This window comes from Burkholderia sp. MSMB2157WGS (assembly GCF_001532755.1).
In the GTDB taxonomy this organism is placed as follows: Bacteria; Pseudomonadota; Gammaproteobacteria; order Burkholderiales; family Burkholderiaceae; genus Burkholderia.
In genome coordinates, this window is record NZ_LPJG01000053.1 from 16773 (window position 1) to 31547 (window position 14775).

The 14775-nt window shown below is 69.4% G+C and carries 12 protein-coding genes; 8 read left to right on the top strand and 4 right to left on the bottom strand.

Annotated features, from left to right (window positions below; genetic code table 11):
* Positions 1-83 precede the first annotated feature (83 nt).
* A complete protein-coding gene (locus tag WT53_RS29630; RefSeq protein ID WP_052100425.1) occupies positions 84-1541 on the bottom strand; it encodes an efflux transporter outer membrane subunit in 1458 nt (485 codons plus the stop codon).
* Positions 1538-2566, bottom strand: coding sequence for an HlyD family secretion protein (locus WT53_RS29635; RefSeq protein ID WP_034209346.1), 1029 nt, complete (start codon positions 2564-2566; stop codon positions 1538-1540). Before WT53_RS29635 ends, WT53_RS29630 begins: the two co-directional genes overlap by 4 nt.
* Positions 2567-2649: 83 nt before the next feature.
* Between WT53_RS29635 and WT53_RS29640 the strand changes: the two genes are divergently transcribed.
* Positions 2650-4230 carry an MFS transporter gene (locus WT53_RS29640; RefSeq protein WP_034209345.1) on the top strand — a complete coding sequence of 527 codons (1581 nt, stop codon included), beginning with the start codon at positions 2650-2652 and terminating at the stop codon, positions 4228-4230.
* A gap of 90 nt (positions 4231-4320) precedes the next feature.
* Here WT53_RS29640 and WT53_RS29645 read toward each other — a convergent pair whose 3' ends face one another.
* Positions 4321-5301: an alpha/beta fold hydrolase gene (locus tag WT53_RS29645; RefSeq protein ID WP_034209344.1), complete on the bottom strand. Its 981-nt coding sequence runs from the start codon at positions 5299-5301 to the stop codon at positions 4321-4323.
* A gap of 368 nt (positions 5302-5669) precedes the next feature.
* Between WT53_RS29645 and WT53_RS29650 the strand changes: the two genes are divergently transcribed.
* From WT53_RS29650 to WT53_RS29670, 5 genes are all read left to right on the top strand, one after another.
* Positions 5670-6107 (top strand): DUF3331 domain-containing protein, encoded by a 438-nt coding sequence (locus WT53_RS29650; RefSeq protein WP_034209343.1) that lies wholly within the window; start codon positions 5670-5672, stop codon positions 6105-6107.
* Positions 6108-6171: 64 nt separating this feature from the next.
* On the top strand, positions 6172-6993 hold the full coding sequence (locus WT53_RS29655; RefSeq protein ID WP_034209342.1) for an alpha/beta fold hydrolase: 822 nt from the start codon (positions 6172-6174) through the stop codon (positions 6991-6993).
* Between the two features lie 443 nt (positions 6994-7436).
* A complete protein-coding gene (locus WT53_RS29660; protein WP_034209341.1) occupies positions 7437-9242 on the top strand; it encodes a winged helix-turn-helix domain-containing protein in 1806 nt (601 codons plus the stop codon).
* A 225-nt stretch (positions 9243-9467) separates the two neighbouring features.
* Positions 9468-9893, top strand: a complete 426-nt coding sequence (locus WT53_RS29665) for a DoxX family protein (protein ID WP_034209504.1) — start codon at positions 9468-9470, stop codon at positions 9891-9893.
* Positions 9894-10004: 111 nt separating this feature from the next.
* On the top strand, positions 10005-11492 hold the full coding sequence (locus WT53_RS29670; RefSeq protein ID WP_060262538.1) for a mechanosensitive ion channel family protein: 1488 nt from the start codon (positions 10005-10007) through the stop codon (positions 11490-11492).
* Between the two features lie 56 nt (positions 11493-11548).
* On the opposite strand, the gene WT53_RS29675 is transcribed toward WT53_RS29670, so the two are convergent.
* The gene (locus tag WT53_RS29675) at positions 11549-12457 is read right to left on the bottom strand and encodes a LysR family transcriptional regulator (protein WP_034209340.1); all 909 of its coding nucleotides are present in this window, start codon (positions 12455-12457) and stop codon (positions 11549-11551) included.
* Positions 12458-12576: 119 nt separating this feature from the next.
* On the opposite strand from WT53_RS29675, the gene WT53_RS29680 reads away from it, so the two are divergent.
* Positions 12577-13482: an AraC family transcriptional regulator gene (locus WT53_RS29680; protein ID WP_034209339.1), complete on the top strand. Its 906-nt coding sequence runs from the start codon at positions 12577-12579 to the stop codon at positions 13480-13482.
* A 103-nt stretch (positions 13483-13585) separates the two neighbouring features.
* Positions 13586-14749 carry an aldose epimerase family protein gene (locus tag WT53_RS29685; protein ID WP_034209338.1) on the top strand — a complete coding sequence of 388 codons (1164 nt, stop codon included), beginning with the start codon at positions 13586-13588 and terminating at the stop codon, positions 14747-14749.
* Positions 14750-14775: the final 26 nt, after the last annotated feature.

The window sequence follows — 14775 nt, forward strand, 5'->3', positions numbered from 1 at the left end:
CATGTTGTCACTCCAGGTCGATAACGGGCGCAAGCGCCGTCCTGCGCGGCAGCTCATGAACGCAGTCTACGCAGAGGCCGCGATCATTGCCTGAAGCGACGCTGAAACGTTCTGAAAGGTGTCCGGCCCTCGACCGGCCCGGTTCGGCCGGGGGGCGCCGGCGGCGTCCACCCGCCGCCCAGCGCACGCACGAGGCTCACCGTCGCGACGGCCAGCGCCTGCCGGCTGTGAATCAGCTGGCGCCGCGCGTTCAGCGCATCGCGATCGGCGTCGATCACTTCCAGGTAGCTGACGTAACCGTGCGCGTAACGGCTCAGCGACAGCCGCGCCGCGGCGTCGGTCGCGTGCGCCGCGTGGTCGTAGCGCGCGATCCGCTCCTTTTGCGCGGCGATGTCGTTGAGCGCATCCTGCACGTCGCGCAATGCGCCGATCGCGGTCGCGCGATAGTTTGCGTCGGCGATCTCGGTGCCGGCCCGTGCGGCGGCCACCGCGGCGTCGCGCTTGCCGCCGTCGAACAGCGTCAGCGCGACGTTCGCGCCGAGACCCCACAGCGAGCTGTTGCGGTCGAGAAACGACCGCAGGTCGCGGGTGGCGAAACCGCCGTCGGCGGTCAGCGTCAGCGTCGGCAGCCAGGCGGTGCGCGCGATGCCCAGTTCGAGCGATGCGGCGTCGGCGCGCCGTGCCGCCGCGAATACGTCCGGGCGTTGCGCGAGCAGCGCGGACGGCAGCCCGGCCGGCACATCCGGCACCTGCACGGGCACGGCGCCCGTGTCGACGTCGAACGCGGTCGGCGACACGCCGGTCAGCACCGCGATCGCGTCGACGAGGTTCTCGCGCAGCCGGCGGCTCTCCGCGAGATCGGCCTGCGCGGTATCGAGATCGGCCGACGCGCGCAGCCCGTCGAGATCGCTCGCCGCGCCGGCCCGCACGCGTGCGGCGATCACGTCGAGCGCGGTACGCCGCAGCCCGATCGCGCGCGTGAGGGTCACGAGATCGTCGTCGACGTAGCGCAGCGTCAGGTAATCGACGGCCACGTCGGTTGCGATCCGCAGACGCATCGCGTCGCGGTCGGCCGCCGCCTGCAGCACGTTCTGTTCGCCGACGTCGGCGTCGCCGCGCAAGCGCCCCCATAGATCGACTTCATAGCTCGCGGCCACCGGAACCGACCAGTTGTGCATCGTGCGCTTCGGCAGCGCGTTGTCGACCGTGCCGGAGACGCGCGTGCGGCTGAACGACGGATCGACGCGCACGGTCGGCGCCAGCGCGGCATCGCGCACGCCGAGCAGCGCTTGCGCCTGGTCGACCCGCGCGGCCGCCGCGCGCAGATCGAGGTTGTGCGCGAGCGCGGCGTCGACGAGGCGGCCGAGCTGCAGGTCGCCGAACCAGGCCGGCCATGCCGTGAGCGACGGCGTACGCGCATCGGTCGACGGATCGGCATGACGGAACCGGTCGGATCCGACCGGGACGGGCGCGAGCGGCTGCGGCGCGATCGAGCATGCGGCCAGCAGGCTCGCGGCGAGCACGGCGAAGGCGCGCTTCATCGCGCTGCGCCGCCGGCTTGCAGCGTGACGACGACCGACAGCCCGGGGCGGATGCGAGGCTCCGTCGCGGCCGGGCCGTCGAGCAGGATCTTCACGGGGACGCGCTGCGTGACCTTCGTGAAATTGCCGGTCGCGTTGTCGGGCGGCAGCAGCGCGAACTGCGCGCCCGTCGCGGGCGACAGGCTGTCGATGCGGCCGGTGAACGCGCGCTGCGGCAGCGCATCGAAGCGCAATTGAACGACGTCGCCGGCGCGCACGTGCCGCAGTTGCGTCTCGCGGAAATTGGCGACGATCCACGGATGCGGCTCGACCAGCGTGAGCAGCGCCTGGCCGGGCGCGACATGTTCGCCGGTCTCGACGGTCTTCTTGCCGACGTAGCCGTCCGACGGCGCGACGACCGCCGTGTAGCCGAGTTGCAGCAGCGCGTCGTGCAATTCGGCATCGTTCTGGCTCGACGCGGCGTCGGCGGCCCGGGCGGCGGCGATCGCGCTGCGCCGTTGCGCGTCGGCCGCCGCGACGCGTGCGCGGGCGGACTTGCGGGCGGCATCGGCCGCATCGAACTCCTGCTTCGACAGGCCGCGCGGCGTCTCGCGGGTCAGTTCGCGTGCACGCGCGTAATCGAGTTCGGCCTTTTCGGCATCGGCGTGCGCCGACACGAGCGCCGCGTCCGCCTGTTCGATCAGCGCGCGGGCGCGGCTCGCGTCGGCATGCGCCTGCGCGACGCGTGCGCGCTGCGCCGCGACGCGCACGTCGAAGTCGCGCCGGTCGATCTGCACGAGTGCGTCGCCCGCGTGCACGAACTGGTTGTCGTCGACGAGCACGCGCTCGACCGTGCCCGCGACGCGCGGCGAGATCACGTGCAGGTGGCCGGTCACGTAGGCATCGTCGGTACCGCGATCGCGTGCGTCGAACGCGTACACGAGCAGCGCGACGAGCAGCAGCGCGATCGCGGCGATCGCGACGATGGCCGGCTTGCGGGAACGCACGGGCACGGCGGGCGACGGCGCGGGGGTGGGTGGGGTCATGATCGGCAAACTCCATCGTACGGGCAGGATTCGATGCACCGCGTTATGCTTGCGCCAGCTTGACAGGCGGGAGCCGCTCGACGATGAACACGACGTTCGCCACCGGCAGTGCCGTGCCGGCGCCGGCCGCAGGCCCGGCCTCCGACATCCCGACGTTTCGGTCGATCGCCGCGATCGCGGCCGTGCTGCTCGGCGCGATCGTCGCGACGCTGACGTCGCGCATCACGTCGCTCGGGCTGGCCGACGTGCGCGGCGCGCTCGGCGTCGGTGTCGACGAAGGCGCGTGGATCAACACCGCGTTTACCGCGTCGCAGATGTTCGTCGGGCCGCTCGCGATCGCGGCGGCCTTCATGTTCGGCACGCGCCGCGTGTTGGTGGCGGGCGCCGTGGTGTTTCTCGGCGCGGAAAGCGTGCTGCCGCTCTGCACGCAATTCGGCGCGTTCATCGTGTGCCAGGCGATCGCGGGGCTCGCCTCCGGCGTGTTCGTGCCGTTGACGGTCGGCTTCGTCGTGCGCACGCTGCCGCCGCGGCTGATTCCGTTCGGCATCGCCGCGTATGCGATGAATCTGGAGATGTCGCTGAACCTGTCGGCGACGCTCGAAGGCTGGTACAGCGAACACCTGAGCTGGCGCTGGCTGTTCTGGCAGAACGCGGTGCTGACCGTGCCGTTCATCGCGTGCCTGATGCTGTCGCTCGCCGACGAGCCGGTCAAGCGCTTCGCGTCCGGCATCGACGCGCGCGGGATGCTGCTCGGCGCGGGCGGGTTCGCGTGCCTGTGCATCGCGCTCGACCAGGGCGAGCGGCTGTTCTGGCTGCAGTCGCCGCTGATCGTCGCGTTGCTGGCCGCCGGCATCCTGATGATCGCCGCGTTCCTGATCCACGAACTCGCGTCGCCGCGCGCGGGCCTCGATCTCGGCTACCTCGCGCGGCCCAACGTCGCGCTGCTGATCGTGCTCGTCGGCCTCGTGCGCTTCACCGTGCTCAACACGAGCTTCATCCCGTCGCTGTTTCTCGCCAGCACGTACGGCCTTCGGCCGTTGCAGATCGGCGATACGCTGCGCTGGATCGCGATGCCGCAACTGCTGTTCGCGCCGTGCGTCGCGTTGCTGCTGCAGCGTGTCGACCCGCGCCGGCTGATCGTCGCCGGCTTCGCGATGGTGGCGATCGCGTTCGCGCTCGGCGCGCGGCTCACGCCGGTCTGGGCCGAGCCCGACTTCATCCCGTCGCAGCTGCTGCAGGCGCTCGGTCAGACGATGGCGCTCACGTCGGTCGTATTCTTCTTCGGCAAGCACGTGACGGCCGAGCATGCGTTGACGTTCGGCGCGGTCGTGCAGACGACGCGCCTGCTGAGCGGGCAACTCGGCACGACGTCGATCGCGGTGATTCAGCGTATCAGGGAAGCTACCCATTCGAATCTCGTCGGTCTGCATGTGTCGCTGTCGGATCCAGAAACGCTCGAACGGCTGAGGGCGGGCGCGGCGTCGCTGGTCGCGCATGGCGCCACGTTCGCGACGGGCAACCAGGCGGCCTATGCGCTCGTCGATCGCGCGGTGCGCGTGCAGGCGACCACGCTCGCGCTGGCCGACAACTACCGCGTGGCGATGGCGTTCGCGCTCGCCGGCGCGCTGCTCGGCATCCTGCTGCGCCCGGTGCGGGCGCCGTAAGCGCCGTATCGAGCGGCTGAAATAATCTGAAAAGTCCTGAACGGCGGGTCCGCCGCGGCGGCATGCGCGCCGCCGCGGCAGGCGGCGCGCTTACGCCTGCAGGAACGCGAGCAGTTCGGCGTTGATGCGATCGGCGTTCACGACGCACATCCCGTGCGAGCCGCCCTCGATCACCTTCAGCACCGCATGCTTCACGATCTTCGACGACAGCCGGGCCGAATCGTCGATCGGCACGATCTGGTCGTCGTCGCCGTGCAGCACGAGCGTCGGCACGTCGATCTTCTTCAGGTCGTCGGTGTAGTCGACTTCGGAGAATTCCTTCACGCACAGGTACTGACCGTGAATGCCGCCCATCATCCCCTGCGACCAGAAGGCGTCGATCGTGCCCTGCGACGGCTTCGCGTTCGGGCGATTGAAGCCGAAGAACGGCACGGCGAGATCCTTGTAGAACTGCGAACGGTTCTCCGCGACGTTCTTGCGGATGCCGTCGAATACGTCCATCGGCAAGCCGCCCGGATTGGTCGGCGACTTCACCATCTGCGGCGGCACCGCGCCGATCAGCACGGCCTTCGACACGCGTTTCGTGCCATGGCGGCCGATGTAGCGCGCGACTTCGCCGCCGCCGGTGGAGTGGCCGACGAGGGTCGCGTCGCGCACGTCGAGCGCGTCGAGCAGCGCGGCGAGATCGTCCGCGTACGTGTTCATGTCGTTGCCGTGCGACGGCTGGCTCGACCGGCCGTGGCCGCGACGGTCGTGCGCGATCACGCGATAGCCGTGCTGCACGAGGAACAGCATCTGCGCATCCCACGCGTCCGCGCACAGCGGCCAGCCGTGCGAGAACACGACCGGTCGGCCGCTGCCCCAGTCCTTGAAGTAGATCTGCGTGCCGTCCTTGGTGGTGATCGTGTTCATCGTGTGCGCTCCTGGGTGGGCTGAAGAGGTGCTGCGGGAAGGCGTGCCGGCCGCGGCCGCCATCGCGGGCAGGGCGGCTGCGGCGACGGCCGTCGCGCCGGCGAGCAGCATGTCGCGGCGGCGGGCCGACGCGACGGCATCGGTCTGTTCGGAATGCATCTGGACTCCTGAGGTATGCGGCGGCGAGGCCGCACGGGATGGTGGATCGGTGGCGGCCGGCCGCGGCCATCCCGCCCGGCAGCCGTTCGGCATGCGCCGCCGCGCGGCGAGGGGTGCGCGCGGACGAACGAATGCCGTCGGGAGCGTATCCCGGCGCGGGGCGCGGCGTACTGAAATCCGGCTGAATTTTCTTGAACGCCGCGGCGCCGCGAGCGGATTTCGTCGCGCTGCAGAAAAATTAAGCGCGCGACCGGGACTCTTCAGCGAACGGCGATTATCGTCAGCATCGGGTCATCGGCACACGTCGCGCACCATGCGAACGGCGCCGCCCGGCCCGCGCCGCCCGTCACCTGCCTGGATATGCCGCCATGGACGCCTTCAATCGTTGGGAGCACATGATCACGTCGCTCAGGCCGTCGCCCGCCGCGAGCGTCCGGATGATGCCGATGCCGCGCGAGCGGGCGGCCGACGGCTCGCGTCGCCTGCATCGGGACGACGCGCCGACACCGTCGAGCGGCGACGTCCGGCGCCGCTGCGCGATCGTCGCGGTCGAGCGGCAGACCGATTCGTCGATGCTGGTGTCGTGGAGCGACCCGACGCGCTGCCGCTACGACGAGCAACGCTGGATCAGCGCGAAGGCGCGCGGCCGCGGGCTCGGCCGTTGCGCGCTCACCGGGCAGCCGATCCGGGCCGGCGACGCGATCTACAAACCTCAGTGGCGCGGCGAGAAACGCCCCGCGAACTGCCGCGAAATGATTCTCGCGGCGGCGCTCGAGCAATTCGTCGCCCGGCAGTCCCGCGCATGACGTGCGGCGCCACACGCTTCGGCCGCGTCCGCGCACGCGGCTTCCCGACTCGAAAGGAACCCTCATGAGCACGTTCACCACCCGCGACGGCGTATCGATCCACTACAAGGACTGGGGCAGCGGCCGCCCGGTCGTGTTCATTCACGGCTGGCCGCTGAATGCCGACATGTGGGACGTGCAGATGCATCATCTCGCGTCGCACGGCCTGCGCTGCATCGCGTACGACCGGCGTGGCTTCGGGCGATCCGGTCAACCCTGGAGCGGATACGACTACGACACGCTGGCCGACGATCTCGCGACGCTGCTCGAGACGCTCGACCTGCACGACGCGACGCTCGTCGGCTTTTCGATGGGCGGCGGCGAGGTGGCGCGCTACATCGGCCGGCACGGGACGCGTCGCATCGCGAAGGCGGTGCTGATCGGCTCGGTGACGCCGCTCGTGACGCGGCGCGACGATCATCCGGACGGCGTGGACGTCGCGGTGTTCGACGGCATTCGCGCCGGCATCGTGGCCGATCGCGCGGCATTTTTCGACGCCTTCTGGCCGCTGTTTACCGGATCGAACCGCGACGGCTCGACGGTTTCGCGCGCGGCGCTCGACTGGACGTCGTTCATGGCGCTGCAGGGCGGGATGAAGGGCACGCTCGATTGCGTCCGCGCGTTTTCCGAGACCGATTTCCGTGCCGACCTGCAACGCTTCGACGTACCGACGCTCGTGATTCACGGCGACGACGACCAGACGGCGCCGCTCGCGCTGACGGGCGCCGCCACGGCGAAACGCGTCCCGCATGCGACGCTGAGCGTCTACGAAGGCGGCCCGCACGCGCTCTACCTGACGCATGCGGCCAGGCTGAACGACGAGTTGCTGGCATTCGCGCAAGCCTGATCGCTTAAGGCATGCCGGCGGCGGGGGCGGGCGCGCGCTCGCTGCGCGCGGCGAATCGCGCCGCCAATGCAGGCAAACGAGCCGACGGATATTCGGCCGTCGCAATAGCGGGGCCGTAAATAAACCGATCGGTCGAATCAAAACGAAAATGCGCCGCATTGCTCCGGGCGAAAATGTTTCGTCTGATATATCTGAATCGTATTCATGGGCGCATGCGCGATTTGCACGTGAAACGTGCGCGGCCCCGCCGCATTTCGGTGCATGCGCAAAACCGCGCCGCGCCCCGCCGCGCGTCGCGGCGGCGTTTTGCGTCATTTCAAAAAATTCGAGCCGTTCATTCTGATAATTTGAATCATTCGACCATGCAAATACCGTAGCATTGAGACCGAATCGGCACCCTATTTCAGCCGGGCGCCGTTGAATGTCACTCACAAGAAATTCCCATGATCCGGATTGGAACACTTCACGTTTTTCTCGACAGACGTGAAATTCGTTCGAACGGCAAGCTGCTGCGCATCGGCAGCCGCGCATTCGAAATTCTCGAGCTGTTGATTCGGGCGAACGGTGCGCTGGTATCGAAAGACGACATCATGCAGCGCGTATGGCCGCACACCGTGGTGGAGGAAAACAACCTGCAGGTGCACATCGCTTCGCTGCGCAAGGCGCTGGCCGGCGACCGGAACCTGATCGTGACGGTGCCCGGCCGCGGCTATCGGCTGGTCGTCGGGCAGGACGACGGCGACGCGCCCGTGCGGGCCTCGACGTGGCGGCCGTCCGCCGCGCCGAGCGCGTTGTTCGGCCGCGAACAGACGGTCGCCGACGTGCTGGCCGCCCTGCAGGGCGCGCGCGTCGTCACGCTGGTCGGCGCGGGCGGCATCGGCAAGACGCGGGTCGCGATCGAAGCGGCGGCGCGCGCCGCCGCGCACTTCCCGGAAGGCACCGTATTCGTTTCGCTCGCCACCGTCGCGTGTCCGCGCTTCGTGCCGGACGCGCTCGCCGGTGCGTTCGGCATCACGCAGCCGACCGGGTCGCTGACGCTCGAAGCGGTGCTCGCCAGCGTCGCGCGTCGCCGGATGCTGCTCGTGCTCGACAATTGCGAGCACCTGCTCGACGCGGCCGCGCAGATCGCGAGCGCGCTCACCGACGCGGACGACGGGCTGTGCGTGCTCGCGACGAGCCGGGAATCGTTGCGCATCCACGGCGAGCGCGTGTGTCCGGTGCCGCCGCTCGACGTACTCGACGAAGGCGCCGACGATCGCGACGCGATGCGCGCGAGCGCGGTGCAATTGTTCGCGGCGCGTGCACGCGCGGCCGATCCGCGTTTTCCGCTCGATGCGCGCAGCCTGTCGCTGATGGCGTCGGTCTGCCGTCGCCTCGACGGCCTGCCGCTCGCGATCGAACTGGCCGCGGCCCGTGCCGCCGTGCTCGGCATCGACGTGCTGGCCGCCCATCTCGACGATCACTTTCGGCTATTGACCGGCGGTTTTCGCACGGCGTTGCCGCGCCATCAGACATTGCAGGCGATGTACGACTGGAGCTACCGGTTGCTCGGCGACGCCGAGCGCCTGCTGCTGCGATGGCTCGGCGTGTTTCGCGACGGCTTCTCGATCGAGGCCGTGCGCGAGGTTGTCGGCGCCAACGGGCCGGCCGGCGCCGACCTGCTCGATACGATCGCCGGCCTCGTGTCGAAGTCGCTGCTGATCCTCGAGACCGCGCACGGCGCGCCGCGCTACCGGCTGTTGACGACCACGCGGGCCTACGCGCAACAGCAGCTCGACAGTCACGGCGAGGGGCCGGCTGCCGCGCGCGCGCATGCGACCTACTTTCTCGCGTTGTTCCGGCGCGCGACCCACGGCGGCAACGAGCCGGGCGGCGAGCCGGGCGGCACGGCCCGGCTCGATGTGGTCCGGCGCGAGCTCGGCAATCTGCGCGCCGCGCTCGATTGGGCGTTTTCGGCGCAGGGCGACGCGGCGCTCGGCATCGCGCTCGCGGCCGTCGCGGTGCCTTGCCTGTTCGATCTGTCGCTCGTCGACGAATGTCGCGAACGGGCGCGCGTCGCGCTCGATGCGATGCGCGACGCGGACGCGAACGCGATGTCCGGCGATGCGCGCGTGCGATTGCTGGCCGCGTATGCGGCTGCGCTCGCGCATACGGCAGGGTCGACCGAGGTCGCGCACGATGCGTGGTCGGAAGTGCACGCACTCGGACTCGACGCGGCCGAGTCCGAGCTGCCGTCGCGCGAGTCGTGACGCCGGGTCCGTGCGCGTCGGTCACGTTTCAGAACGATTCAGCCCGGTTACAGGACAGCGGCAGGCGGCACGCGTAGATTGCCTGAACGGAGGGCGCCGGCACCTCGTCGGCACGCGTGCGCGCCGGCGCCGAGCGCCCGTCGACCTCGCGCGACCCCACTGAACGCCGGCGCAATGCCCGGCGTGCGCGTCGCCGCGCCTCCCGCTCAACCGACGAACCGCCGCATGAAACCTGACCGATCCGATCTTTCCCGTCACGCGACCGACCTCGGCCTGCTGTTCCTGCGCGTCGCCGCCAGCGTGCTGCTGCTCGTGGTGCACGGCTTGCCGAAGGTCGTCCACTACACGGCCGAAGCCGCGGCCATCGAAGACCCGTTCCATCTCGGCCGCACGTTGTCGATCCTGTTCGCGATCTTCGCGGAGGTCGTGTGCCCGATCTTCATGATCACCGGTCTGTACGCGAGGCTGGCGGCGCTGCCGGTGATGATCGTCACGCTCGTCGCGCTGGTGTTCGTCCACCCGGACTGGCCGCTGCGCGATGCGCAGTTCGCGTGGATGCTGCTGATCCTGTTCGGCACGATCGCGATCGCGGGCGCCGGCCGCTATGTGTTGCGACTGCCGCTGCCGGGCGTCGTGCAGCGGCGCGGCTGATCGCAGCCGGCGCATCGGCGGCCCGCACGCGATGTGCCCGACGATGCCGTCCGCGCGGCGACCTGCGTGCCGCCGCCACCACTCTTTCGCGCGCCGCGCGTGCGTTCCGCCATGTTGAATTTTTCCGATACGGCGCTCTACGGCGCGCCGATCGTGCTGGCCGACCTCGCCGCGTGGCGGCTGCTCGGACACGATCGTCCCGTGGCTCGCGCCATCCGGCGCTGTGCGGCGTTCGCCGCGCTGAGCGCCGTGCTGTTCGCGACCGGCGTCAGCCCGCTTGCCGTTCCCGCGTCGCTCGGCGGGCTCGACCGGATCGTGGTGCAGGCCGTCTGCATCGCATGGTGGCTCCAGTGCGCGATCGTGTTCAGCCTGCTGCTCAATCATCTGCTGCTGCCGCGGGCGTGGCGCAGCCAGCGGCTCTTTCACGACATCGCCGAAGGCATCGTGTTCGGCGCGGCCGCGGTGGCCGCGCTGGGCTACGTGCTCGGCCTGCCGCTGAGCGGCCTGGTCGCGACGTCCGGCGCCGTCGCGGTGATCCTCGGGCTCGCGCTCCAGAACACGCTGAACGACGTGTTCTCCGGGCTCGTGCTGAATACCACGCAACCGTTCCGGCTCGACGATACGGTCTCGATCGGCGAGCTCGAAGGGCGGATCGTCGAGAGCAACTGGCGTGCGACGAAGCTGATCGACAGCCTGGGCAACCTGGTCGTCGTGCCGAACAGCGCGGCGGCGCGCGCCACCATCGTGAACCTCAGCGAGCCGGCCGGCCTGCACGGCGTCACGCTCGCGCTCGACCTCGATCCCGCGGTGCGGCCGGCCGTCGCCGTCGGCGCGCTGGAGCGGGCCGCGGCGAGTTCGCTCGACGTGCTCGCACGCCCCGCGCCGATCGCCGTCGTGAAGGCGATCCGCGCGAACGCGATCCAGTACGAACTCGTCTGTTACGTCGACGCGCTGCAGAAGAAGACGACCGTGCGCAACGCGCTCTACGATCTCGCGCATCGGCATCTGGCCGCGGCAGGCGTCGCGTGGCGACCGCTCGCGGGGCCGGCGCCGGCGTGCGCTTCGTCATCGGCATCGCCGGTGCATCCGGTGTCGCGTCGGCTGCTGCTGTTGCGCGCGGTCGAACTGTTCGCACGCGTCGACGACGACGATCTGGCCGTGCTGGCCGACGCGCTGATATCGCGTTCGTTCGGCAAGGGCGACGTGATCTATGCGTCGAATTCGGAGTCGCGTGTGCTGACCATCGTCGAATCGGGCGTCGCGGCGGTGTTCGTGCCGGGCGCGTCGGGCGACGTCGAAGTCCGGCGGATGGCGCCGGGCGATGCGATCGGGCAGTCGGTCGTGCTCGCCGGCACGCGGCTTCACGCGACCGTCCATGCGGTGACCGCGATGACCGTGCATCAGCTTCGCAGCGAGGATCTGTCGGCGCTGATCGGCAGGAAGCCGGCGCTCGGCAGGCTGATGTGCGAGTCGCTCACCGACCATATCGCGACCGAGGAACGGATGATGATTCCGCCGGTCGAGAAGGCGCACGCGGGGTTCAGCCTGATCGGCTGGCTCGAGAAGGAAATGAAGCGGCTGCACGATTCGCTCGGCTGACGCCGGGCCGGATCGCGAGCGGCCGCCGGCGGCCCGGCGGCCCGTGAACGGGCGCGTCAGTCCGGCGTCGTGAAGCGCTCGACGAGATCGGGCTGGTCGAGCTGCTCGACCCACCAGTGCAGCGCGCGGCCCGCTTCGTCGCCGCGCCACGCGAGATAGCAGTGCGTGGTGTCGCGCATGCCCGTCACCTGGCGCGCGACGAGCTTGCCGTCGGCGATCGCGCGCGCCGCGATGCATTCCGGCAGCGTGCCGACCGCGAGCCCTTCGCATTGCGCTTCCAGTTTCGCGGCCAGCGTCGGGACCGCGAGGGTCGGCTGGCCCGCATCGATCGCGACCGACTGCGGCTGCAATTCGCGCGACGTATCGCTGATCACCGCACCGCGATACTGGACGACCGACGTCATCGCCAGCGGTTCGGGCAGCGACGCGAGCGGATGGGACGGCGCGACCGCGAACACGTGTTTCAGCGAACCGATCGGCCGCGCGACGATGCCCGGCAATTCCGGCGGTTCGCCCGCCGCGCCGACGACGAGATCCGCCCGACGCGAAATCAGCGCATCCCACGCGCCGCCGAGCACTTCGGTGGACAGTCGCAGCCGCGTGTCCATCCCGAGCGCGTAGAACCGGTGCACGTACGGCCACAGCGCGTCGAACGGCAGGATTTCGTCGATGCAGACGCGGACTTCCGTTTCCCAGCCCTGTTGCGCCCGCAGCGCCTTCATTTCGAGTTGCTCGGCCGCGCGCAGCAGGCGCCGGCCTTCCTCGACGACGATGCGCCCTGCATGCGTGAGCTTCGCGCGCCGTCCGCTGCGGTCGAACAGCGCCACGCCGAGATCGCTTTCGAGTTTCTGCACCAGGTAGGTCAGCGCCGAGGGCACGCGATGCAGCAGTTCCGCTGCTTCGGCGAAGGTTCCGGTGCGGTCGATCGCGTCCAGGGCTTCGAGCGCTTCGAATGACAGCTTCATCGCGAATTCCGGTAGAGGTGGCTGGCGCATCATACCAGTGCCGGTACGGCGCGAGCAGCGTGCGTTGCCGCGATTTGCTAGAGTGGCGGGTATCGTCGTTCGCCACCCCGCATCGCCCCATGACCGCCTCCCAGCCGGATACCGCATCGTCCGATTTCATCCCGGCCGACGTCAGGCAGACCGTCGTCACGCAGGCGTTGCCGCATGGGCAGATCGGTATCGTCCGACTCAAGACCTTGCGGAGAAACATGGGGCTGACCGCGCCCTATGAACTCGAGAATACGGATCTCATCGTCTTGCAGTTGCGTGCGTTCGGCGAACAGGCGCTGTGGCGCGATGGCCGCCCCGCACCGTTCGTTCCGTATGACGCGGGCACCGTGTCGATCTACGATCTCGACCGTCGCTGGGTGGCCGACCTCAAGGGCGCGTTCGATTGTCTGCATTTCCACCTGCCGCGCCACACGCTCGAAGAAACGGTCGACGACCTCGGCGGCCGGCAGCGGCCGCAGCTTTATCTGCCGCCGCATCTGAGCACCCGCGATTCGGTCGTCCATGCGCTCGGCCAGTCGCTCCTGCCGGCGCTGGCCCGGCCGGGCGAAGCGTCGCAGATCTTCGTCGACCATGTGGGGTTGGCGTTTCAGGCGCACGTCGCGCACCGTTACGGCGGCGTCGGCGAACGACGGGAAAGGTCGGACGGCAAGCTCACGCCGTCGCAGGCGCGCCGCGCGCAGGAGCTGTTGCTCGCGCACCTCGACGGCAACATCGGGCTGGCCGACGTCGCGCGCGCGTGCGGGCTGTCCCGCGGTTATTTCGTCAAGGCGTTTCATCGCACGACCGGGATGCCGCCGCATCGCTGGCTCATCGTGCAGCGCGTCGAGCGGGCGAAGGAATGGATGCGCAACCCGAACGTGCCGCTGAGCACGATCGCCGTTGCATGCGGCTTTGCCGATCAGAGCCATTTCTCGCGGACCTTCACGCGGTTGACCGGTGTCACGCCTCGCCGGTGGCGTGCCAACCCTACGTGAGCGCCGCGATGCTCCGGACGCGGAGGCGCGGCATGGCAAACGCGGCGACGTGCAGGCATGCAACTTGCGCACGAGCACGGGCCGCATCACTTCGGAGGTTTTCATGAAACGACGCTGGCCGCGACGCCCGATGCTCGCGATAGGTGTGTTCGCAACGTTCGGCTTTCATGCCGCCATCGCGTCGGCGGCATCCGACGTGTCGATCAGCCGCGCCGATTACGGGACGACCGCGAACGGGCAGGCGGTGAGCCAGTACACGCTCGCGAACCGGCACGGCGTGACGCTGAAAGTCATCACGTATGGCGGCATCGTGACCGCCCTCGACGTGCCGGACCGCACCGGCCGCGTGGCCGACATCGTGCTCGGCTTCGATTCGCTGCGCGACTACGAAGCGCACAACGGCAACATCCATTTCGGCGCGCTGATCGGCCGGTATGCGAATCGCATCGCGGGCGGGCGTTTCACGCTCGACGGCCAAACCTGGAAGCTGCCGGTCAACGACGGGCCGAACACGCTGCACGGCGGCCCCGACAGTTTCGACGCGAAGGTATGGACGGTCACCGGCACGCACGGCGACGCGACGGGCGCGAGCGTCACGCTGCGCTACGTGAGCCCCGACGGCGAGAACGGCTTCCCCGGCACGTTGACGACGGACGTGACCTACACGCTGACCCGCGACGACCAGGTCCGCATCGACTACCGTGCAACGACCGACAAGGACACGGTCGTCAACCTGACGAACCACAGCTACTTCAACCTGGCGGGGCAGGCAGGCGGCAGCGTCGAGCGGCAATTGATCGAGATCGCCGCATCGCGCTTCACGCCGACCGACGCCACGTCGATTCCGACCGGGCAACTGGCGAGCGTCGCGGGCACGCCGATGGATCTGCGCCAGTTGACGCCGATCGGCGCGCATCTGCGCGATGCGTATCCGCAGCTCGTGCTCGCGCATGGCTACGACCAGAACTGGGTGCTGGACCAGGGCGGCCAGTCGGCGCCGGCGTTTGCCGCGCGCGCTTACGACCCGGAGTCGGGGCGTTTTCTCGAGTTGTACACGACGCAGCCGGGGCTGCAGTTCTACACGGCCAACGGGTTGAACGGCAGCGTCGCGGGCAAGGGTGGAACGGTCTACCGGCAAACCGATGCGTTCGCGCTGGAAGCCGAGCATTTTCCCGATTCGCCGAATCGTCCGGCCTTTCCGTCGACGACGCTCAAGCCGGGCGAGACGCTGCACGAAGTGACGGTGTGGCGGGTGGGCGCGCGATGAGCGCGCGGGTCGTGTGGGTCGCGGCC

Excerpts from the sequence above, each read along its gene's own strand:
- WT53_RS29635 (WP_034209346.1), bottom strand. The coding sequence starts at position 2,566 with ATGACCCCACCCACCCCCGCGCCGTCGCCCGCCGTGCCCGTGCGTTCC.
- WT53_RS29645 (WP_034209344.1), bottom strand. The coding sequence starts at position 5,301 with ATGCATTCCGAACAGACCGATGCCGTCGCGTCGGCCCGCCGCCGCGAC.
- WT53_RS29685 (WP_034209338.1), top strand. The coding sequence starts at position 13,586 with ATGAAACGACGCTGGCCGCGACGCCCGATGCTCGCGATAGGTGTGTTC.
- WT53_RS29650 (WP_034209343.1), top strand. The coding sequence starts at position 5,670 with ATGGACGCCTTCAATCGTTGGGAGCACATGATCACGTCGCTCAGGCCG.
- WT53_RS29665 (WP_034209504.1), top strand. The coding sequence starts at position 9,468 with ATGAAACCTGACCGATCCGATCTTTCCCGTCACGCGACCGACCTCGGC.
- WT53_RS29655 (WP_034209342.1), top strand. The coding sequence starts at position 6,172 with ATGAGCACGTTCACCACCCGCGACGGCGTATCGATCCACTACAAGGAC.
- WT53_RS29670 (WP_060262538.1), top strand. The coding sequence starts at position 10,005 with ATGTTGAATTTTTCCGATACGGCGCTCTACGGCGCGCCGATCGTGCTG.
- WT53_RS29630 (WP_052100425.1), bottom strand. The coding sequence starts at position 1,541 with ATGAAGCGCGCCTTCGCCGTGCTCGCCGCGAGCCTGCTGGCCGCATGC.
- WT53_RS29640 (WP_034209345.1), top strand. The coding sequence starts at position 2,650 with ATGAACACGACGTTCGCCACCGGCAGTGCCGTGCCGGCGCCGGCCGCA.
- WT53_RS29660 (WP_034209341.1), top strand. The coding sequence starts at position 7,437 with ATGATCCGGATTGGAACACTTCACGTTTTTCTCGACAGACGTGAAATT.
- WT53_RS29675 (WP_034209340.1), bottom strand. The coding sequence starts at position 12,457 with ATGAAGCTGTCATTCGAAGCGCTCGAAGCCCTGGACGCGATCGACCGC.
- WT53_RS29680 (WP_034209339.1), top strand. The coding sequence starts at position 12,577 with ATGACCGCCTCCCAGCCGGATACCGCATCGTCCGATTTCATCCCGGCC.